The sequence below is a fragment of the uncultured Desulfovibrio sp. genome, assembly GCF_944324935.1.
In the GTDB taxonomy this organism is placed as follows: domain Bacteria; phylum Desulfobacterota; class Desulfovibrionia; order Desulfovibrionales; family Desulfovibrionaceae; genus Desulfovibrio.
Window position 1 is genome coordinate 1 of the sequence record NZ_CALUYG010000087.1, and the last position, 20871, is coordinate 20871.

A 20871-nucleotide genomic window follows, 5' to 3' on the forward strand; every position below is an offset into this window, starting at 1 on the left:
CCCCCCCCCCCCCTGCCGCCAGCCGCGCAGGCTACCACGCCTCGATGCCGGGCTGAAGCCGCTATCCAGCGGGAAAAGAACTTTTACGCACAGCGCCCACGGCCTTGCGGGCCGCCATTCGGTCGCTCGCCGGGAGGCGACCATGCCCGGATGCCGGGCAGCAGCCGCTATCCAGCGGCAGAAAAGAAAGAAAGGAAGGAAGGAAGGAAGGAAGAAAACCGCCCGCCGCGTCAGGCGTCCTCCGTATCGCGCACCACTTCCAGAATGAGCGGCAGCTTGCGAATATCCTCGATGAGCTGATAGAGCTGGCTCGCGTCCTTGACTTCCACGGTGACGCGGATCTCGGAACGCCCGTCCAGCAGACTGGTGGCCGTCAGGGTCATAATATTGATGTCCGCCTTGGCCAGCGTTTGCGTGACGTTGGCCAGCACGCCGCGCTCGTTCTTCGCCAGGATGAAGATGCCGGCCTCGTACGGCTTCTGCCGCTCTTCCGCACCGTCCCAGTGTACGGAAATGAGGCGTTCCGGCTCCATGTTGGCCACGTTGGCACAGTCGGCGCGGTGTACGGTCACGCCCATGCCGCGGCTGATGTATCCTATGATGGAATCGCCGGGCACGGGATTGCAGCACTTGGCAAAGCGCATGAGTACGCCGTCCACACCGGAGATGCCCACGCCCTCGCTCTTGCGCTTGGCGGTCTCCTTGCTTTCCTTGATGCTGGGGGCGGCGGGCTGCTCGGCCGTGGCGGCGTCCGGGTGCATGACCGCATACAGCTTGTTGAGCACGCGGCGCGGCGTGATGTGGGCATAGCCCACGGCGGCGGTGAGTTCGTCCGCATTCTCAAAGTTCATGTCCTGCGCCACGATGGCCAGATGGCCGTCCTTGGAGGCGCGGCTGACGTTGAGATTCATCTTGCGGCCTTCCTTCTCCAGCATGTCGCGGCCCAGGGTGATGGCGTGGGCGCGCTCCTCGGTACGCAAGTAGCGCTGGATGCGGGTACGGGCGCGGGCCGTCTTGACCATCTTGAGCCAGTCCCGGTTGGGATTGCGCGTGGGATCGGTGATGATCTCCACCGTATCGCCGTTCTTGAGCGGCGTGCCCAGCGGCATGAGACGGCCGTTGATCTTGGCCCCGGCGCAATGGTGGCCCACCTTGGTATGGATGAGGAAGGCAAAATCCAGCGGCGTGGCGCCTTCGGGCAGCTCCTTGACCTGCCCGGCGGGCGTGTAGACGTAGACCTCGTCCTTGAAGAGGTCGAGCTTGAGGGAGTGCATGAACTCGCGCGAGTCCGCCTCGTCGCCCTGCCGCTCGAAAATTTCCCGCAGCCAGGAGAACTGCTCCAGATCGCGCGGATTGACGCGCCCCTTTTCCTTGTACAGCCAGTGGGCCGCCACGCCGTGCTCGGCCTGCCGGTGCATCTCCTCGGTGCGGATCTGGATCTCGATGCGCTCGCCCTCCGGCCCGATGACCGTGGTGTGCAGGCTCTGGTAGCCGTTGGACTTGGGCATGGAGATGTAGTCCTTGAAGCGCCCGTGCACCGGCTTCCACTGCGAATGCACCAGCCCCAGCACGGCGTAACAGTCGCGGATGTCCTTCACCAGCACGCGAAAGGCCATGATGTCGTGCATCTCGTCCAGGGTGAGGTTCTGGGACTGCATCTTCTTCCAGATGCTGTACTTGTGCTTGATGCGGCCGTAGACCTGCCCGTTGACCTTGTTGGATTCCAGCAGATCGCGAATGAGCGAGACCACCTTTTCGATGATCTTCTTTTCCACCACCTGATGCTTGTCCAGCCAGTGATCGATCTGATTGTAGATGTCCGGCTGGAGATACTTGAAGCTCAGGTCCTCCAGATCGCGCTTGAGCAGGTAGAGGCCGAGACGGTTGGCCAGCGGCGCGTAGATGTCCATCGTCTCCTGTGCGATGCGCCGTTGCTTGTGGGCCTTCTGGAAATCCAGGGTGCGCATGTTGTGCAGGCGGTCGGCCAGCTTGACCATGAGCACGCGCATGTCATGGCTCATGGCCAGGATCATCTTGCGGATGTTCTCGGCCTGCGCCTCTTCCTTGTTGTCGAAGGGGATGAGGCTGATCTTGGTCACCCCGTCGACGATGTCGGCTACTTCCTCACCGAAATTCTCGTCGATCTCCTCGATGGTGGCCTTGGTGTCCTCCACCGTGTCGTGCAGCAGGCCGGCGGCCACCGTCGGCTCGTCAAAGCCCATGTCCGCCAGCGTATAGGCCACCGCCAGCGGATGCGAAAGGTAGGGCTCGCCGGAAAGGCGCGTCTGCCCCGCATGGGCCGTGGCGGCAAAGACGTAGGCCCGCTGTATAAGCTCCAGATCGGCATCGGGATTGCCCGCCGCCACCTTGTCGAGAATTTCCTGGATACGGATCATGGCCGCCTCATGCAGGGTAGGAAGGATGGGATGCTGGCGCGGCCGCCGGATGCGGCATCACGCACACTTTCATCATCAACTGTCCGTCAAGTGCCGCAGCTTGTCAACGGTCTGCGGCCATCTTCGCGTGTGCGGCACTTGCTGGTATCCTTCTTGCATTTTCCTGGCATGGAAATTTTTGCCGGAGGGACACCATGAAGCTGTCGTCGTTGCTTTCCACCGATACGCAACGGAAGAACGCGCCCCTTGCCGGGATCATGCAGTCACAAAACGTCTCGCGGGTCGGCGGTCAGGGCGGTTCCTTTTCCAGCCACATCGTTGCCGCCAGCCGGCGCGGCGATACCGTGGACATCTCCGAGGAAGGCCGGGCGCTGGCCGCGGCCATGCTGAACAAAAAAGATCAGGAAGCCACTGCCACCTGATCGGCCCTTTCCGTATCCTGCCGTCTTGCTGCGGAGGAGGGAACTTCCCTCCTCCGTTTTTCTTTTTTCACCCATGCGCCCGAAGGCCCTTCACCCTCTCTTTCTCCTCCAGCCCGCCGGGGGACGAACAGACGACGAGCGGACGTGCGGGCCGCGACAGCGGCATCAGGGGTTCCCCCTCTCCCGGAAGATCCCTCACATACCGCCCTCTTACGGCGCCAGCGTATGGCGTTGCAGGGCGCGCGGCACCCACCAGTCCTCGAAATTGTACATGATGCCGGCCAGCGCGGGTTTGATGCCCATGAAGCGCTTTTGCACCACCGGCAGGGAGTACGGCACATAGAGGAAGCAGTAGGGCTGGTCGTCGGCCAGCACTTCCTGCACGCGCCAGTAGAGGCGTTTGCGCGTTTCCTGATCCGGGGTGATGCGGGCCTCTTCGAGCAGGCGGTCCAGTTCGGGATTCTTGTAGCGGGTGAAGTTCAGGCCGCCTTCCACGGCCTGCGAGCTGTGCCAGACCTGATAGATGTCCGGGTCGGAGGTGATGGTCCAGCCGAGCATGACGGCGTCGAAGCGGCCCTTGTTCACGAATTCGCGGATGAAGGCCGCCCATTCCACCACGCGGATCTCCACGGCGATGCCGACCTTTTTGAGCTGGCTCTGGATGAGGGTCGCCGTGAGGATGCGCTCCTCGTTGCCCTGATTGGTGAGGATGGTGAAGGCCAGGGGCTTGCCGTCCCTGTCCAGGATGCCGTCGCCGTCCGTATCCCGGAAGCCGGCCTCGGCCAGCAGGGCGCGGGCGGCCTCACGGTCGCACGCCACGGGCTTGAGGCGGGGATGATAGGCCCATGTGCCGGGCTTGTAGGGGCCGAAGGCCGGTTCCCCTTCGCTCAGCAACACCACATCGACGATGTCCCGCCGGTCGATGGCCTGCGAGATGGCCCGACGCACGCGGGCATCCTGAAAGAAGGGATGCTCCATATTGAAGCCGAGAAAGACGTAGGCACTGCCGAGATAACGGTACTTGTTGAAATTTTTCCGCCACTCCGGGCCGGAAGTCTGGCGCAGGTACTGGAGGGGCGTCAGATTCATGAAATCCAGCTGTCCGGCCCGCGTTTCCAGAAACATGGTCGCCATATCCGGGATGATGCGGTAGACCACCTCGTCGATATGCGGCCGTCCGGCGAAGTAGGTGGGCGAGGCCGCCAGCGTGATGCGCGCGCCGGGTTCCCAGCTCTTGAGGCGGTAGGGCCCGGCCCCCACGGGCTTGCGGGCAAAGGGCGTCTGGCGGATGTTCTGCCCTTCCAGGACGTGCTTGGGAAGGATGGGCTGCATCCAGGTGAAGATGCCGCGGGCAAAGAACTGGTCGTACAGCACTTCAAAGGTATAGCGGTCGATGACTCTGAGGTCCTTGACGCGCAAAAAGTCGTCGGCATAGGGGCTGGCCGTGGCCGGATCGCAGACGAGCTTCCAGGTGAAGGCCACGTCCTCGGCCGTGAGCTCCACGCCATCCTCCCAGAGGATGCCCTTGCGCAGGGTGAAGCGGTAGCGCCGGCCGCCGTCCTCCACGCTGTAGCTCTCCGCCGCCCAGGCTTCCGGCTCCAGATCCTTGTTCATGCGCAGGGGGGCCACATAGAGCAGATCGGCCACCTCGTGCGAGGCGGAGTCCGAGGTCAGATAGGGGATGAGGTTGGAGGCCTCCCCGATGCTGCCGAAGATGATGCGGTCCCCGTCCACGGGCGTGGAGAATGCGGGAGACGCCGGAGCCCCCCGCCGGGAGCCGTCGGACGGGGCCGCACTGGCGGTTACGCTGCTGAACAGCACCGCCACGCCCAAAAATCCCGCGCAAAAGAGCCTTGCCGCGGCCCTGACGGCCCGGCGGGACAAAACCCCGCAGAGGCCCGTCCGTCTGTCGTTGCGCGGTTTTTGATAACGATTGTACATAACTTGGAATCTTTTGTTGCCTTCAGGGTTTGGTTTGTGCTACTGACTCAAAATTGTCGTTATGCCCCTGCCGCAGCGGCAGGGTGGGAGAATTATGAGCAGATCCGAACAAGTTGTCATCACGGAAATGTGCGAAGCCTTCCTCCACGATTCCGTGCCCGAATATATCCGCGACACGGCCTACCCTATCCTTTCCGAAGGCGGTGTGCAAAAAATAAATATCCAGGAAGGCGAGCCCTGGGAGATACAGGGGCTCATCCAGGGCGAGGATTTGCAGGTCTACACGCCCAGCCTCACCTTTACCCTTTCCGACCGCAGCACGCGCCATCAGTGCAACTGCTCGGACGCCTTCACCGGCATCTGCCGGCATGTGGCGGCGCTGGCCCTGCGCCTGCTGGAAGAGCTGCGCAAGGAGCAGGGCAACGACGAAGCCGTGCCCGCTCCCGTCTCGGACTGGAAGGAAAGCTTCCGCTCCTTCTTTTCCACGGACATGGAGCCGGAACCGGGACGGCATTACCTTATTTTTCGCTTCGAGCCCGAGCCGGGCCGTCTGCTGGTCTCCTTTTTCCGGGGGCGACAGAACAAGTCCGGTCTTTCCAGCGTCCATAATGAAGTGACGCTGGATCAGATCATCCACAATCCCGGCTGGTGCGAGTTCTCGCCCCAGCTGCCGCTGGTGGCCAAGCAGATCGGCCAGCATCTCGACTATTACGGCCACCGGGTGGAGATCCCCAACGGCCTGACCTCATGGTTCTTCTGGGCCGTGCGGCGGGAATACTATCTGCTCTGGAAGGATACGGACAAGCCCTGCCGCATCGAGAGCACGCCCTTTGCCCTCAAGCTCAAGCCCAATCTGGACGATGCGGGGTTCCGCTTCGACGTGCTGCTCAAGCGCGAGGGGCGTCAGCCCCTGCCCATCGTCAGCCGGGACGACGAGGCCCGCGACGAGAGCAGCCCCGAAGCCGCGCCCATCACCTTCCACGGACAGATGCCGCTCTGGGTCTGCTATCAGCACAATTTCTATCCCGTACAGACGGGGCTCGCGCCCTCGCTGGTGCGGCGACTCATCTACGAGCGCCCCGTGGTGCCGCATGAGGAGATCTCCGAATTCCTCGACCGGGTATGGACGCGTCTGCCCGCCTCGGAGCTTTACGAACCACAGCAGTTCCTGCGCCAGATGGAGCCGGTGTTCCAGCCCGCCACCTACAATCCCAAGCTCTTCCTGGACGAGGAAGGCAGCCTGCTCACGCTGGAGATCGACAACATCTACGAGACCAAGCACGGCGAATTCACGCTCAACGGTCCCAACCCCGATTTCCAGACCGGCAGTTACACCTACGAGGGGCAGACTTATCTGGTGCGGCGGCATCAGGACGAGGAGGCCCAGCTTATGAGCGAGCTGGCCGCCATGGACTTCCAGTCCCGGTCCAACCGCCTGTGGTTCCTCGAGCCGGAGGAAGCCATCTCCTTCCTGCTGGACTCCTATCCCAAGCTGGTGGACTACTACCGCGTCTACGGCGAAAAGGCCCTTTCCCGCTACAAGGTGCGCACGGCCAAGAGCACCATCACCGCGCAGGTGGTGAGCAACGAAAAGGAAAAGTGGTTCTCGCTGGACATCTCGGTGGATTACGAGGGCCAGTCCCTGCCGCTGGAAAAGATATGGAAGGCCTGGACGCGCGGCAAGCGGTATGTGCAGCTCAAGGACGGCTCCTATACCAGCCTGCCGCAGGAATGGCTGGAGAAGATCGCCCACAAGCTCACCGCGCTCGGCCTTGACCCCAGCAAGCCGCCGCAGACCAAGTTCAAGCAGTTCGAAGCGCCGGTACTGGACAGCCTGCTGGAGGATCTGCCCGGCGCCAGCACGGACTCCTTCTGGAACAATCTGCGCGAGAAGATACGCTCCTTCCGGGAGGTGCGTCCGGTATCCGCGCCGCGGCAGCTCCAGGCCACCCTGCGCTCGTATCAGCTCCAGGGGCTTTCCTACCTCAACTTTCTGTCCGAATACGGTTTCGGCGGCATCCTGGCCGACGAGATGGGCCTCGGCAAGACGGTACAGACGCTGGCCTTCATCGAGCATATGGTGGAACATCATTACGATGGCCCCAACCTCATCGTGGTGCCCACCTCCGTGCTGCCCAACTGGGAGCGCGAAGCGGAGAAGTTCGTGCCGCATCTGCGCCGGCTGACCATCTACGGAACCCGGCGCGAAGGCATGTTCAAGCATATCGCGGACTCGGACCTGGTCATCACCACCTATGCCCTGCTCCGGCGCGACCTCGAGGAGATGGAGAAGTACGAATTCAACACCGTCATCCTCGACGAGGCCCAGAACATCAAGAACCCCAATACCATCACGGCCCGCGCCGTGCGCCGCATCAACGCGCGCATGCGGCTCTGTCTCTCCGGCACGCCCATCGAGAACAACCTCTTCGAGCTCTGGAGCCTGTTCGAATTCCTCATGCCGGGCTTCCTCGGTTCGCAGCATGCCTTCCAGCGCGGCATCGTCAAGCCCATCAAGGACGGCGACGCCGAGACGCTGGAGTATCTGCGCACCCGCGTACGCCCCTTCATCCTGCGCCGTACCAAGGCCGAAGTGGCCAAGGACCTGCCGCCCAAGGTGGAGAGCGTGACCTGTTGCGCGCTGGAAGAGGCTCAGGCCGAACTGTATGCCGCCCTTGCCCGCAAGCTGCGCGCGCAGGTGCTGGCCGACGTGGACGAAAAGGGCCTGGCCAAGAGCCAGATGTCCATCCTGGACGCCCTGCTCAAGCTGCGGCAGATCTGCTGCCATCCGCGCCTGCTCAAGCTCGACATGCCCGGCTTTTCCACCAATCTGCCCTCCGGCAAGTTCGACGCCTTCAAGGACATGGTACAGGAGATCGTGGAGGGCGGCCACAAGGTGCTGGTCTTTTCGCAGTTCGTGCAGATGCTGCACATCATCCGCCAGTGGCTGGAGTTCTCGCAGATCCCCTTCTGCTATCTGGACGGCGCCAGCAAGGACCGCTTCGAGCAGGTGGACAGATTCAACAACAGTCCGGACATTCCCATCTTCCTCATCTCCCTCAAGGCCGGCGGCACGGGCCTCAACCTGACCAGCGCGGATTACGTCATCCACTACGACCCGTGGTGGAACCCGGCCGTGGAAAGTCAGGCCACCGACCGTACGCACCGCATCGGCCAGACGCGGCAGGTCTTTTCCTACAAGCTCATCTGCCAGAATACGGTGGAAGAAAAGATCCTCAAGCTCCAGGAAGCCAAGCGCGGCGTGGCCGAGGCCATCATCCCCGGGCAGGACACCTGGAAGTCCCTCACCCGCGAGGATCTGGAGATGCTGTTCGAGGTGTGACGGCAAGGCGCTCCGGCCTGCCGGGATACACGGAAACACGGACAAGGGAAGCATGGCCCGGCGGCCTGCTTCCCTTTCTCTTTCGTGCGGCTCAGGATGTGTCCCGGCGATTTGCCTGCCGCCATCCTTCCCTTTTTCTTCTTCCGTCGTCCCCCTCCTTCCCTCCGTACCGTCGGGGGACCAGACGAACAAAGAAACAGCTTGCGTGTCGCACCGTCCGTTCATCTTCCCTGCCCTCCTGCACGGCCTCTATCACGGAAGCCGCCGCTTTTCCTCGGGAGCGGAATGGTGTAGGCTGCCTTTCAGCCGCCGTCACCGGCGGCGCGGCCGCTGCCCTGTCCGACGCCATCGGTCTGACGTTCCGGCACTCCGGCCGTTTCCGTCACACTCTCCGGGAAAACCGCATGAAAGCCTTTCTCAAGCTCCAGTCCGTGGAAGAAATCCTTGCCCATTTGCGTGCCTTCCCTCCGCTGCCGCCGGAGGACGTTCCGCTGGACGAGGCGCTGTCGCGTTTTTCCGCCGCTCCGCTGGCGGCTCCCCACGATCTGCCCGGCTTTGACCGCTCCACCGTGGACGGCTTTGCCGTGCGGGCGCGGGACGTGTTCGGCGCGCAGGAGGCATCTCCGGCCCTGCTGGACATCGCCGGGGACTGCCGCATGGGCGAGGCGGCCGGGCTGACGCTGGAAGAGGGCCAGACGGCCCGCATCCTCACGGGCGGCATGCTGCCCGCCGGCGCGGATGCCGTGGTCATGGTGGAGTATTCCCGTCCGGCGGGCGGACGGCTGGTGGAGCTGACCCGCAGCGTCGCCCCCGGCGAGAACGTGTTGCGCCATGACGAAGACGTTGCTGCCGGACAGCGCTGTCTGCCGCAAGGCCGCTGCCTGCGCCCGCAGGAGATCGGCTTGCTGGCGGCCCTGGGCCTGACGCGCGTCGCCGTGCGCCGCCGCCCCCGCGTGGGCATCCTCTCCACCGGGGACGAGGTCGTGCCCGTCACCGCCGCGCCCGCTGCCGGCCAGATACGGGACGTCAACGCCCACAGCCTGGCGGCCCTTTGCCGCCGCTGCGGCGCAAGCGCCACACAGGCCGGGCTCGTACCCGACGATCCCGCGGCCCTTCGCGCCGCCGTGACCGCCCTCAGCGCCACGCAAGATGTGGTGGTGGTGTCCGGCGGCTCCTCGGCGGGCATGCGGGATCACACGGTGGAGGTCTTCACCGGCGGCACGGGCGGCGAACTGCTCTGCCACGGCGTGGCCCTCAGCCCGGGCAAACCCTTCATCCTTGCCCGCAAGGGGGACGTCTGCCTCATGGGCCTTCCCGGCCATGTGAGCAGCGCCCTCATCTGCGCCCATGTCTTCCTGGGCCCCCTCCTGCGCCATCTGCAGGGCGCGGACGCGGACACACTGCCCGTCCCCGGCACGCTGGCCGTGCTGAGCCGTCCCCTGGCCTCGGCTCAGGGACGCCGGGACTACATCCGCGTGCGGCTGGAAGCCCTGCCGCCGGACGAACGGCCCAGCACGGCGGATCTGCCGCCCGTAGGCTGGCGTGCCGTCCCTCTTACCGGGCCATCAGGCTGCATCTCCGGCCTGACGCAGGCCGACGGCCTCGTGATCTGCCCGGAAAATCGCGAGGGGCTCTACGGCGGCGAGATCGTGGAAGTGGAACTGCTGGACGGTCTATCCTGATCCCGCCACCTCGTCCGTCATCCGCCCCCTTTTTTTGCTGACCGCTCCCGCTGGCCCCCGACCCGCACTCCACGAGGACATCATGGAAACGAAACGCACGGCCTATCTGACCCTGCTCTCTCCCGAAGAGGCCCGCCGCCGCTGGTTCGCGGCGCTGGAGGACGCTCCCCTGCCGGAAGAGGTCGTCCCCCTTGCCACGGCCCTGCACCGCATCACCGCCCGGCCCGTGGCCGCCCGCCGTTCCTCTCCGGCCTTCCACGGCGCGGCTATGGACGGCATCGCCGTCCGGGCCGAGGAGACCTTCAGCGCCTGCCCACAGCACCCCCTGCGCCTGACGGTAGGCACGCAGGCCCACTGGATCAACACCGGCCACCCCCTGCCTGCGGGCTGCAATGCCGTCGTCATGGTGGAGCATGTGGTCAGCGAGGCCGACGGCCGCCATGTGATCATCGAGAAGGCCGCCTTCCCCTGGCAGCATGTCCGCAAACTGGGCGAGGACATGGTCCGCACGGAGATCATCCTTGCCCCCGGCACGCGTATCGGCCCCTGCGAGCTGGGCGCGCTGGCGGCGGGCGGCGTGCTGGACGTGCCGGTCTTCGCCAGGCCGCGCGTGGCCGTCATCCCCAGCGGTTCGGAGATCGTGCCCCTTGCCGACGCACGGGAGGAGGACCTGAACAGCGGCCGCGTGCTGCCTGAATTCAATTCCCTCATCTTTTCGGCCATGATCGAGGAAGCGGGCGGCGTGGCGGATGTCCGCCCCATCGTGCCCGACGATCCCGCGGCCATCGCCGCGGCCATTGATGCGGCGCTGGACGGCGGCGCGGACGTGGTGCTGCTCAATGCCGGATCCTCGGCGGGCAGCCGGGACTATACCGCGCAGGTGGTGCGGGACATGGGGCAACTGCTGGCGCACGGCATCGCCGTCATGCCCGGCAAACCCACCGTCCTCGGCGTCGTACGCGGCCGCCCGGTCATGGGCGCGCCGGGTTACCCCGTCTCGGCGACCGTGGCCGTGGAGGAATTCCTCCTGCCCCTGCTGGCCTGCCGGCAGCGCCGCCCCCTGCCGCGGCGCGAACGCGTCCAGGCCGTGCCCTGCTATCCGCTGCCTTCCCGGCCGGGCATGGAAGAACGCCTGCGCGTCAAACTGGGCGAAGTGGACGAGACCATCGTGGCCGTCCCCCTGCCGCGCGGCGCGGGGACCGTGACCAGTCTCAGCCGCGCCGACGGCCTGCTGACCATCCCCGCCGCCTGCGAGGGGCTGGATGCGGATGCGCCCGTGCCCGTGGAGCTTTTGCGCTCCCGGGAGAGCCTGCGCGGCACGCTGCTGGCCATCGGCAGCCACGACACCACTCTTGACCTGCTGGACGGCCTGCTGCGCCGCAGCCATCCGGCCTTCCGTCTCACTTCCGCCCACGTCGGCTCGCTGGGCGGCCTGCAGGCCCTGGCCCGCCGCCGCTGCCATCTGGCGGGCTGTCATCTGCTCGCCGCGGACGGCGTCTACAACCGGCAGGCCGTCGCCGAACTGCTTGACGAACCCATGCTGCTGGTCCGGCTGGTGGACAGAGAACAGGGCCTCATGCTGCGGCCCGGCAACCCGCTGCATCTGCACGGCGTGGCCGATCTGGCCCGCGAAGGCGTCCGCTTCATCAACCGTCAGCGCGGTAGCGGCACGCGCGTGCTGCTGGATCATCTGCTGTCCCGCGAAGGTCTTTCCCCGTCCCGCATCCAGGGCTACCGCGATGAGGAATACACCCACATGAACGTGGCCGCCGCCGTGCTGTCCGGCCGCGCGGACGCCGGACTCGGCGTCCTGGCCGCCGCACAGGCCCTGGGACTGGATTTCGTGCCCGTCGGCGTGGAGGAATACGATCTGGTCATCCCGCAGCGGCTGGCGCAGGACGAACGCATGCTTGCCCTGCTGGACGTCATCCGCTCCTACGCCTTCCGCGAACAGGTCGATGCCCTGGGCGGCTACGGCACGGCCCGCACCGGCGAAGTCATCTGGGAATACCCGGGACGCCCGGCGGAAGTGGAGTAGGGAGTAAAGAGAGGGTATTTTTTTATGCGGGGGGAAGGAGGGGGCTTTTTGCAAGAAGCCCCTCCTTTCCCCCGCACCCCCTTTCCTCCCGCAAAAAATCTTGTTTTGGAGGATGACGGGGAGGCATTCTCCGGCAGGCCGTCCCCCGACCGCTGGTCTCCCGGGGAGTATGGAAAAGTTTTCTGGACAGAGAGAATGCGGAAAGCGTGCCCGATGCGACACGGAAAGCCACGAACAGGAGGCAGGGAAGGAGCTTGCCGTTACCAGGCAAAGGATTCCAGTTCGGGGAGGCCGCTGTCCAGATGGTACAGACGGCCCAGTCCGGGCGCGGCTTCGCCCAGCAGGATACGCAGGCACTGTCCGGCCATGAGGCAGGCGATCCCGGCCACGGAAAGCACGCTGACCCCGGCGCCCCGTGCGGCGTCCAGCTCCGCCTGGCTCTGCCCCTGCGGATAGAGACGGCGCAGCCCGGCGTCAGGCTGGGCATCCGGTGCACTGGCCGGTAAGCCGGCCGGCCCCGGCACGTTGCGGAAGACCATGCCCTCGTGCCGCAGGACGCCGCCATGCACGAAGGGCACGCCCGCTCGCAGGCAGGCGTTTTCCAAAAGGGTTTTGTCCGCCACCGAGTCCAGACAGTCCAGCGCCACGTCCACGCCGTCGAGCAGCGCGGGCAGGTTGTCCGCCGTGACGGCCAGCGTGTGCGGCACGACCTCCGCATGGCCTGCCATATCCCGCACGGCCTGCGCGGCGACCTCGGCCTTGGGCAGGCCCAGCGTGCGTTCCGTGCAGAAGGCCTGCCGGTTGAGATTGCTTTCCGTAAAGCTGTCGGGATCGCACAGCACGAAGGCGCCGATGCCCAGTCGCGCCAGCAGACCGGCCAGATGACCGCCAAGGCCGCCGCAGCCCGCCAGCAATACGCGTGCTCCCAGCAAACGACGCATTGCCTTTACGGAAAAAAGTCCGTAATTTCGTCGGAAGCGTTCCGGCCAGATGTGCCGGGACAGACAATCGTCCATGACCTGCCGCAGGGAGCAGTTCTGCTGCCGGGCCCGGGCGGCGAGCACGTCCCGCTCCACGAAGAGGGGGTGCGTTGCATCCGGCGGCCGGAGACCGTCGGACGACAGCCCGCGCTCCGCCAGACAGGCGAAAATGAAGGCCAGCAGCTCATCCGGCGGACGAGGGCCTGCCTCCGGCGTCAGGGTCATGGAAAGCGTCATGGTCAACGGACGTCTAGCCTCCCCCGACTGCCGGGAAAAGGGCCACTCGATCCCCGTCGCGTAAGGTATCGGAACCCTCGCTTTGACGTCCGTTGATCATGACTATCTTGATCTCTTCCGGCGGCACATGGATATGCCGCGCCAGTTCCCGCACGCTTGTCCCCTCCGGCATGTCGAGCGACAAGCCGGCCTCGGCGTCATAGCCCGGCACGCAATCCCTCAGGGTCGTGCTGAGTTTGACCAGAATCCGCATGATGCCTCTCCTTGCATGACGATCGCCGCCCGGACCTCGGCCCGGGACCGCCGTTCACGGGAGCATAGCCTCCGGCGAGCGGGGAAACAAGCGGCGCGGCAGGCGGCGGCGCCGGAAAGATGCTGTCAGTGATGCGTTCGCCGTCTCCCGCCGCCCGGGGGGACGGCGGGAGCATGGCGGACGGGATTACTTTTCCTCGATCCAGTTGAAGACGGTCTTCAGCTCGTCGCGGCTGATGTCGAAGGTCGTGTTATGGGGCGGCAGGGCCTCGTCCTCGAAGAAGTCCGGCAGATGGTCGGCCGCCTGGGTGATGCCCGCGCGGCGGTTGAAGTCGATCTCCGTGGAGAGGATGCGCTGGCCGAGCGTCACCACGTCGTCGCCGGTGAGCTTCCAGCCGAACTTGGCGTTGAGCATGTCCACCACGGCGGGCAGCGCGTCCGGCACGTCCAGGATGGCAAAGGCGGTAAAGAGGCACAGGCCCACGGAATCCACGGAGGCCGTGGCGATCTGCAGATTACGGGACAGTTCGATCTGGCCGTCCTTCTTCAACGGATCGACCTTGCCGCCACAGCTCAGAATATTGGCCGTCACGGCATAGCCGGCGGTATGGTCGGCGCCCATCGGGGTGGTGGCGTAGGTGACGCCTACGCCCTTGACCGCGCGCGGATCATAGGCGGGCAGGCTCTGGCCCTTGACGCAGGGTACGCGGCGCACGCCGAACACCCGGCCCGTGGTGGCCGCGCCGCAGCCCAGCACACGTCCCAGAGGCGTGCCCTCGCTGATGCCTTCCACAGCCTTGAGGGCCGCATCCGCATCCCCGTAAGGGATGCCGCCGCCGGCCATGGCCACGCCCACGGCCACGCCCACGTCGATGGTGTCCACACCGAAATCGTCGCAGAGGTAGTCAAAGCGGGAGACCTTGTCCAGCTCGCCGATGCCGCAATGCGGGCCGAAGCTCCACAGGGTCTCGTATTCGGGCCACTTGCTCTGGAACTTGCCCTTCTTGTCCGGCAGGATGCCGCTGCAACGGATGACGCAACCGCTCATGCAGCCGTGGGCCACGGCGCCTTCGCCGCCGCGCTCCTTGGTCAGGCTGTTGAGCGTCTCGCCCGAGAGGCTCTCATGCTTGTCGAACTGGCCCACCGTAAAGTTGGCCGTGGGCAGACCGCCCGCCTCGTGCAGGATGTTCACCAGCACGGCGGTGCCGTATTCGGCAAGGCCCTTGCCCGTGATGGGATGTCCGGCCAGCGCCCTGGCGAAGCGCTTGGCCGCCTCGCGGAAACCGGCCTCGTCCACCAGCGGATGATTGCGGCCGCCTTCGGGATTGACGATGATGGCCTTGAGGCCCTTGGAGCCCATGACCGCGCCGACCCCGCCGCGCCCGGCATGACGCATGGGGCGCAGTTCCCGGTCGGTACAGGCGATGCTGGCGGCGGTGAGCTTGTATTCCCCGGCGCGGCCGATGGTGATGTAGCTGCAGTCCTTGCCATAGGTCTCCACGAGTTTTTCCACGGCGGCGAAGTTGTTGCAGCCCCCCACGGTGGAGGGTACCAGCCGGGCGCTGTCCTGCCCGATCTCGAGCTGCCACCATTCGCCTTCCCTGGCCATGTCTTCCACGATGACGGCAAGGATGCCCAGCCGGGCCAGATGACCGCCGGGCTGACCGCCCGCGTTGGATTCCTTGATGCCTTCGGTCAGGGGGCTTTTGCAGCCCACGGAGATGCGGTTGCCGTTGGGGCTGTTGGTGGCGCCCAGCAGCCCCGGCGCAAAGACGAGCTTGTTGTGTGGCCCCAGCGGCGTACAGGTGGGGTCCACCTCACGGGCCACGATGGTGGACGTCAGGGCGCGACCGCCCAGCCCGGCGTACTCCTGCGGGATGTCTTCAAACACGCAGGTCTTGGCAGCCATGTTCACACGCAAGAAACGAAACATCTGCACTTCCTCCTTCCCGACGCGGCGGGACTCGCGGTTCATTTGCCGCCAGTCTAGGAAGCTCCTCCCCTTGCGGCAAGCATTGGCCGGAACAATCCCGCTTTTGGGCACTGCCTCCGCATGCCTGCCGAAAGCGGGAGTTTTTACGCCGCGCCGCCCGCGCCGGCCGGTGGAGCGGACGCCGCCGCGGACTCGCTTTCATCCCAGCGGCGGCCGAGAGCGACCTCCCGCGCGGCCAGCGCCGCCATAAGCGCCCGGTCGTGCGTGGCGCAGATGACCGTCGTCCCACGGCGTACGCAATCGCGCACGGCATCCACGATGGCCCGTGCGCTGCGGGCATCCACGCTGGCGGTCGGCTCATCGAGCAGAAGGACGCGCGGCCGCAGGGCCAGCCGGGCCGCCAGCGCCACGCGCTGCCGTTCGCCGCCGGAAAGGGCGCGCCGGTCCCTGCCGGCCAGTTCCCCGGGCGCGGCAAAACCCACGGCCCGCATACATTCCTCATAGATGGCGCGCAGATCCTGCCGCTGATGGCGCAGACGCAGCCCCAGGGTCACATTGGCAAAGACAGAACAGCGCATGAGGTAGGCGTCCTGCAAAAGGAGCGTCACTTCCTGTCGCGGCTCCGCGCCGCCCGCATAGCGCAGCAGGCCGGATGCGGGACGCTCCAGAAAGGCCAGCAAGCGCAACAGGGTGGATTTGCCGCAGCCGTTGGGTCCTGTGAGGGCCAGCACCTCGCCCGCGTCCACCGTCAGCTCCGGCAGACGCAGCGCCTCGCGCCCCGCGTAGCGCTGGACGAGATCACGACATTCGTACAAGGCGCTCATGCCCTGCCCCTCCGCCGGAAGAAGGCCAGCAGCAGATTGACGGCAAAGGCCATGAGCAGGAGCACCAGCCCGAGGGCGATGCCCTGCGCGAATTCGCCCTTGCTGGTCTCCAGCGCGATGGCCGTGGTCATGGTGCGGGTGGCGTACCGGATATTGCCGCCCAGCATCATGGCGATGCCCACTTCGGTGATGACGCGGCCAAAAGCCGTGACGCAGACCATGCCGATGGCGTAGCGGCATTCCCAGAGGGTGAGCCGGGCCACCTGCAGAGGACGCGCTCCCAGCGTGAGCAGCGTTTCCCGACAGCGCGGATCAAGACTTTCCACGGCCTGCGCCGTCCAGGAGACCACGATGGGCAGGGCAAGCACGGCCTGCCCGATGGCCATGCCCGGCAGGGTGAAGAGCAAGCCCCACTCCCCCAGCGGTCCCCGGTAGGTGATGAAGGCATAGACCAGCAAGCCGATGAGCACCGTGGGAAAAGCCAGCAAGGTGTCCGAGAGGAGCCGCAGCGCGCGCTTCCCGGGAAAGCTCGCATAGCCCAGCGCAAAACCCACGGGCAGGCCCAGCAGCATGGCCGCCGTCATGGCGTAGCCGGTGGAAAGGAGCGTCGCCGCGATGGCGGCGCGGGTGGCGTCGTCCAGATGCAGCAGCAGATGGAGGGCCGCCGCGAGACCATCGGCCAGATATTCCATACGTCATCCTGAAAAGATCCGCGCGGGCGGCACATGGTTGGGGGGGAAGGGGCAGGCCATGCGGCGAGCGTTCACCGAAAGCACGACAGCGTTCTCATGCCCGCTCGAAATGCTTGTAAAAAAACTCTCACGGACAAGCCCTGTCGCCCTATCGTGGACAGAAACAACCTGCATCCGTTGCCGTGTTGCCGCGTTGTTGCCTTGCGACGTTGTCGTCTTGTTGCTGTCCGTCGTTGCGACTTCACCGCTCCGGCTCTCCGGGACGACGGGGACTTTGCCGTATCCCTTGTCAAAGGGCATCATCCCGGCCCTTTCCCCCTGCCGGGGCGGCTGGGGAAGGAGACTTGCTTCATCCTTCCTGATAAAAGCGCGCTGGGGAAAGGATGGGGGCTTGGAGGGAAGGGAAACCCCGCCAGCGTTGGCGGAGGGTTTTCCCTCCCCTCCAAGGAGTACGTTCATTCACGCCTTGTCGTTACTTGGCGTCGGCATTGGGGAAGAAGAGCTGCTTGCCTTCCAGGGTGTAGTCGGCGATGCGCTTCTGGGTTTCGGGCTTGACCCACCAGTCCTCGAAGGTCTTGGCGGCCGCCTTTTTCACGCGCGGGCAGCGTTCAGGATTGACGGTGATGACGCTGTACTGGTTGAAGAGGACCTTATCCCCTTCCACAACGATACGCAGCGGATTGGCCTTGCCCTGCTTGTTGGCGAACTTGATCCAGGTGCCGCGGTCGGTGAGGGCGTAGCCCTTCTTTTCGGCGGCCATGTTGAGCGTGGCCATCATGCCCTGTCCGGCCGAAATGTAGAAAGACTCCTTGTCGGGCGAAAGATTGTTCGCCTTCCAGAGGGCCTTTTCCGCCTTGTGGGTACCGGATTCGTCGCCCCGGCTCACAAATGGCGCCTTGGCGGAGGCGATGGCCTTGAGGGCTTCGGCGGTGGTCTTGCCGTTCACCTTGGCCGGGTCGGCCGCCGGGCCCACCAGCACGAAGTCGTTGTACATGACCTGACGGCGGTCGATGCCGTAGCCGTCGGCCACGAACTTCTTTTCCGCCGCGGGGGCATGCACCAGCAAGACGTCGGCATCACAGTTCTTGGCGATCTCCAGCGCCTTGCCGGTCCCCACGGCCACCCATTTGAGCTCGAGGCCCGTTTCCGCCGTAAAGGCCGGGTCAAGGTATTCCAGAAGGCCGGAATCCTGGGTGCTGGTGGTCGTGGCCATCATAAGGGTCTCGGCCTGCGCCGGGACGGCCAGCATGCCGGTCAGCATAAGGGCGCATGTCAGATTGCGCGGCAGCATGGGCGACTCCTTTCCGCCGTGCGGCGGTCCTGGGGCTAGTCTTCACAAATATGCACGGCCCGTGCGGAGAAGGCCGCATACACCTTGCGGCCGGCATAGAGGTGCAGCGGCTCGACGGCGGCGCGCTCCAGCGCCGCCCGAAGCGTCGTTCCATCAGTCAGATCCACGCCGACAAAGCACTCCACGTTATCGGCATGCAGGCTGGCGACCCGTCCGCTCACTCTGTTTTGCAGCGAGGTCGCCGCGGCCTCCGTGCTCAGCACAATGCCCCCGGCGGCGACGCGCACGCTTATAACCTGATTTTCCCGCAACTCCAAGCGTCGCATGCGGGCAAGATCGCACCAGGCGGCCAGGCGGATGTCGCTGAAGGTCAGCACCTCCACCTCAGCGGCACGCATGCCCACGCGTACATCCTCCACCATGCCCACAAAGATGTTGTCGCTCTCCTCCCCCGCCGTCGCCAGACGCGAACGGGCCTGGCGGATAAGCAGCTCGCGGGCCGCGCCTTCGGCAAAGTCCAGGAAGGCCGCCAGCTGGGACGGCTTCTGCTGACCCAGGAACTTCTGCACGAGGCCGATGGGCACATGCAGTTCCAGCAGCTCGCGGCCACGGGCATAGCGCAGCGCCCGGGGCCCGGCTTCGGCGGCGGCAATGCCCAGGCTCGCCGCCACGGCATAGAACTTTTTGCGCAGGAAGCTTTCGTCAAAGACCAGGAAGCGCCCGGCATCCGCCGCTTCCGGCAGGGAGCCGATACGGCGGACGTGGCGCATGCAGGACAGGGGCAGTAGCACATCGCGGGCATTGTCCCCCGGCACATGGAGCATGCCGGTCACGCAGTCCAGCGCGTTACGGATATCCAGCCCCAGCACCTCGCCCAGCCGCAGGCCGCCGTAGCGCACCAGCAGGAAAACCAGATGCAGGCGCGCCCGTACGAGCCGTCGGGCGGGGGTGGCGGCTTCCGCCTCCCATTGTTCCCAGCGCAGGGTAAGCGCTTCCAGCATCGTTTGCGTCAGGCAGGCCATGCATCTTGCTTTTCTTCGAGAGGAGCGAACGCGAGCCTTTTCCGTTTGAAACGCTTTGCATACCAGGCCGTGCGGCCTGGCGGTTCGGAAAAGCGCGGTTTTCGGTTCACTTTTGGCCGGGCGGCGCTGTGTCGTCGCCTCGCATTTTGCCTTTTTCAAAGGCAAAATCCTCTAAGCGTGCGAAGCTTTCCGTACGCCATCCACAATAAAGACTATAGCATAACCTTTATATTTTGACGACACCATCCCGATCGAAGCCTTCTTCAGCCAAGAGTGGATGCACCACAGATGTGCGTCCACTCTTGGCAAAGTACAGCGGTCTCATACGAGCCCTTGGTGTGCCAGGGATATTTGCGAGTCAGCGTTCCCAGCCAAAGGCATCACCCCCATACATAGCGAGACGGTATCGTCAGCAAACCGCCTTCCTTCATGTCGGGGACGCTTGCGATTATTCGGGAAGTTGTATCTTTGTTGCCAGCTTGAGGAATTTGTTGGTCACATATGCACTCTTTTCAACCTTGGCCAGCTCACTATCTGTAATTTTTCCCGCTTGATGGAAAAACTTGGCTATATTAGCCTGCCGTCGCTGAGCCATGCTGGGGCCAGCGGAATCATCATAAACGCGCAAGAGTTCTTCGATAGTGAAAAGAGGATGGCTCGCAATATCCAACTCGGCTAAACGAGTATCATATTCAGCCCCTGTCCACTCGCTATAAAACCGAAGATAAATTGGAATCAATTTATCATTTGGCATTTTTTTGACTGCTTCAGCAGCCCTTATATAGAGGTAAAGAAATTTGGCAACAACTTCAGGATTATCATCAGCAAAAGATTTATCAGCAACCATGACGATTGGCAGGCTGACGCCGCAATTCTTGAGCGTGGCCGCATCGCGCCAGCCGCGATTGTTGCCCACAAATGTGAGGGGGGCCCACAACGCAACGATATCGCCAATACCGTAATCAAAGGCCGCAAGAGCTGAAGCCTGATCCATATTTTTGAGGACAATATCTTTTTCGGAGAGGCCGAGCGTCTTGAGCCATGCAACGAGCGCATAGTGCGCCGATGAAACCGCTGTGGTAAGTACAGTCTTGCCTTTTACGGATTCAGGAGAGCCGTATACTTCAGGGTACGCCTTGTTGAATCCTTTGTTTTTGAGGATAGGACTATCTTTTCGAACCATGACGGCGTTGGCTGATGCCTCCTCGTTGCAATCGGCAATCACATAAATATCCTGTCGTAAGGCACCAATCATGGCGGGGAGAGCTCCCATACCGGCAATAACCCAAGTTTTGGCCGGAAGGGTATTCATTGCATCCATCCCCGAGTTGAAATATACGAGTTCAATGTCAAGGCCAAGCTTCTTATCCCAACCTTGCTGCTTCGCATACCATATCGGAAAAGTTTCCTGTGCTCCCATCCAGCCAGCGGGAATTTTCTGCAATTTTGCAGCCTCCACAGCCTGGACTCCAATCATGCTCAACAGGAGCAGACTCAGTAACAAGCATTTTTTCACCATGCGCATAATGATTCCTTAGTGCATGAGTTTCGCTGAAAGCATTTCTGAAAAAAGCACCTGCGAACTATGGCTCAGAGAAACTGAACAAGAGAACTTGGGCCAGTCCAATCTTGTGTCCGCTGTGAGGCTTGACGGTGAGAAGATTGTTGTACGAGATGGCACACCACATGACAAAAATCCCCCAGCCGTGCAAAAAATTTTCATGGCTATGGCCGACAAGTGAGAATCAGCTTCAATCTTGTTCGCTCAGGTATCAAAAGCGCGGGCGAAAGACCGGGATCCACCGCTTTCGCCCGCGC

The 20871-nt window shown here is 64.1% G+C and carries 15 protein-coding genes; 5 read left to right on the forward strand and 10 right to left on the reverse strand.

Features of this window, described 5'->3' with window-relative positions:
* Positions 1 to 230: 230 nt before the first annotated feature.
* Positions 231 to 2396, reverse strand: coding sequence for a bifunctional (p)ppGpp synthetase/guanosine-3',5'-bis(diphosphate) 3'-pyrophosphohydrolase (locus tag Q0J54_RS12005; RefSeq protein ID WP_296305983.1), 2166 nt, complete (start codon positions 2394 to 2396; stop codon positions 231 to 233).
* 194 nt (positions 2397 to 2590) lie between these two features.
* Here Q0J54_RS12005 and Q0J54_RS12010 point away from each other — a divergent pair, with 194 nt between their 5' ends.
* The gene (locus Q0J54_RS12010) at positions 2591 to 2818 is read left to right on the forward strand and encodes a hypothetical protein (RefSeq protein WP_296305985.1); all 228 of its coding nucleotides are present in this window, start codon (positions 2591 to 2593) and stop codon (positions 2816 to 2818) included.
* Between the two features lie 210 nt (positions 2819 to 3028).
* Here Q0J54_RS12010 and Q0J54_RS12015 read toward each other — a convergent pair whose 3' ends face one another.
* Complete coding sequence (locus tag Q0J54_RS12015; RefSeq protein WP_296305986.1) at positions 3029 to 4645, reverse strand: peptide-binding protein; 1617 nt, start codon at positions 4643 to 4645, stop codon at positions 3029 to 3031.
* 208 nt (positions 4646 to 4853) lie between these two features.
* Between Q0J54_RS12015 and Q0J54_RS12020 the strand changes: the two genes are divergently transcribed.
* The 3 genes from Q0J54_RS12020 to Q0J54_RS12030 all read left to right on the forward strand — a co-directional run bounded on the left by Q0J54_RS12020 (position 4854) and on the right by Q0J54_RS12030 (position 11822).
* Positions 4854 to 8102, forward strand: coding sequence for a DEAD/DEAH box helicase (locus Q0J54_RS12020; protein ID WP_296305987.1), 3249 nt, complete (start codon positions 4854 to 4856; stop codon positions 8100 to 8102).
* A 404-nt stretch (positions 8103 to 8506) separates the two neighbouring features.
* Complete coding sequence (glp, locus tag Q0J54_RS12025) at positions 8507 to 9784, forward strand: gephyrin-like molybdotransferase Glp (protein ID WP_296305988.1); 1278 nt, start codon at positions 8507 to 8509, stop codon at positions 9782 to 9784.
* Between the two features lie 82 nt (positions 9785 to 9866).
* Complete coding sequence (locus tag Q0J54_RS12030; protein ID WP_296305990.1) at positions 9867 to 11822, forward strand: molybdopterin biosynthesis protein; 1956 nt, start codon at positions 9867 to 9869, stop codon at positions 11820 to 11822.
* Positions 11823 to 12082: 260 nt separating this feature from the next.
* On the opposite strand, the gene Q0J54_RS12035 is transcribed toward Q0J54_RS12030, so the two are convergent.
* The 8 genes from Q0J54_RS12035 to Q0J54_RS12070 form a co-directional block, all read right to left on the reverse strand.
* Positions 12083 to 13039, reverse strand: coding sequence for a ThiF family adenylyltransferase (locus tag Q0J54_RS12035; protein ID WP_296305992.1), 957 nt, complete (start codon positions 13037 to 13039; stop codon positions 12083 to 12085).
* A 13-nt stretch (positions 13040 to 13052) separates the two neighbouring features.
* A complete protein-coding gene (locus Q0J54_RS12040) occupies positions 13053 to 13292 on the reverse strand; it encodes a MoaD/ThiS family protein (protein ID WP_296305993.1) in 240 nt (79 codons plus the stop codon).
* A 186-nt stretch (positions 13293 to 13478) separates the two neighbouring features.
* A complete protein-coding gene (locus Q0J54_RS12045) occupies positions 13479 to 15224 on the reverse strand; it encodes an aldehyde ferredoxin oxidoreductase C-terminal domain-containing protein (protein ID WP_296305994.1) in 1746 nt (581 codons plus the stop codon).
* 143 nt (positions 15225 to 15367) lie between these two features.
* Positions 15368 to 16048 carry an energy-coupling factor ABC transporter ATP-binding protein gene (locus Q0J54_RS12050; RefSeq protein WP_296305995.1) on the reverse strand — a complete coding sequence of 227 codons (681 nt, stop codon included), beginning with the start codon at positions 16046 to 16048 and terminating at the stop codon, positions 15368 to 15370.
* Complete coding sequence (locus Q0J54_RS12055) at positions 16045 to 16740, reverse strand: ABC transporter permease (RefSeq protein WP_296305997.1); 696 nt, start codon at positions 16738 to 16740, stop codon at positions 16045 to 16047. Before Q0J54_RS12055 ends, Q0J54_RS12050 begins: the two co-directional genes overlap by 4 nt.
* A 472-nt stretch (positions 16741 to 17212) precedes the next feature.
* A complete protein-coding gene (locus tag Q0J54_RS12060; RefSeq protein WP_296306019.1) occupies positions 17213 to 18001 on the reverse strand; it encodes a substrate-binding domain-containing protein in 789 nt (262 codons plus the stop codon).
* Between the two features lie 65 nt (positions 18002 to 18066).
* Positions 18067 to 19053 (reverse strand): TOBE domain-containing protein, encoded by a 987-nt coding sequence (locus tag Q0J54_RS12065; protein ID WP_296305999.1) that lies wholly within the window; start codon positions 19051 to 19053, stop codon positions 18067 to 18069.
* 448 nt (positions 19054 to 19501) lie between these two features.
* The gene (locus Q0J54_RS12070) at positions 19502 to 20578 is read right to left on the reverse strand and encodes an ABC transporter substrate-binding protein (protein WP_296306001.1); all 1077 of its coding nucleotides are present in this window, start codon (positions 20576 to 20578) and stop codon (positions 19502 to 19504) included.
* Positions 20579 to 20594: 16 nt separating this feature from the next.
* On the opposite strand from Q0J54_RS12070, the gene Q0J54_RS12075 reads away from it, so the two are divergent.
* Entirely contained in the window at positions 20595 to 20795 is a 201-nt protein-coding gene (locus Q0J54_RS12075; protein ID WP_296306002.1) for a hypothetical protein, read from the forward strand.
* Positions 20796 to 20871 lie beyond the last annotated feature (76 nt).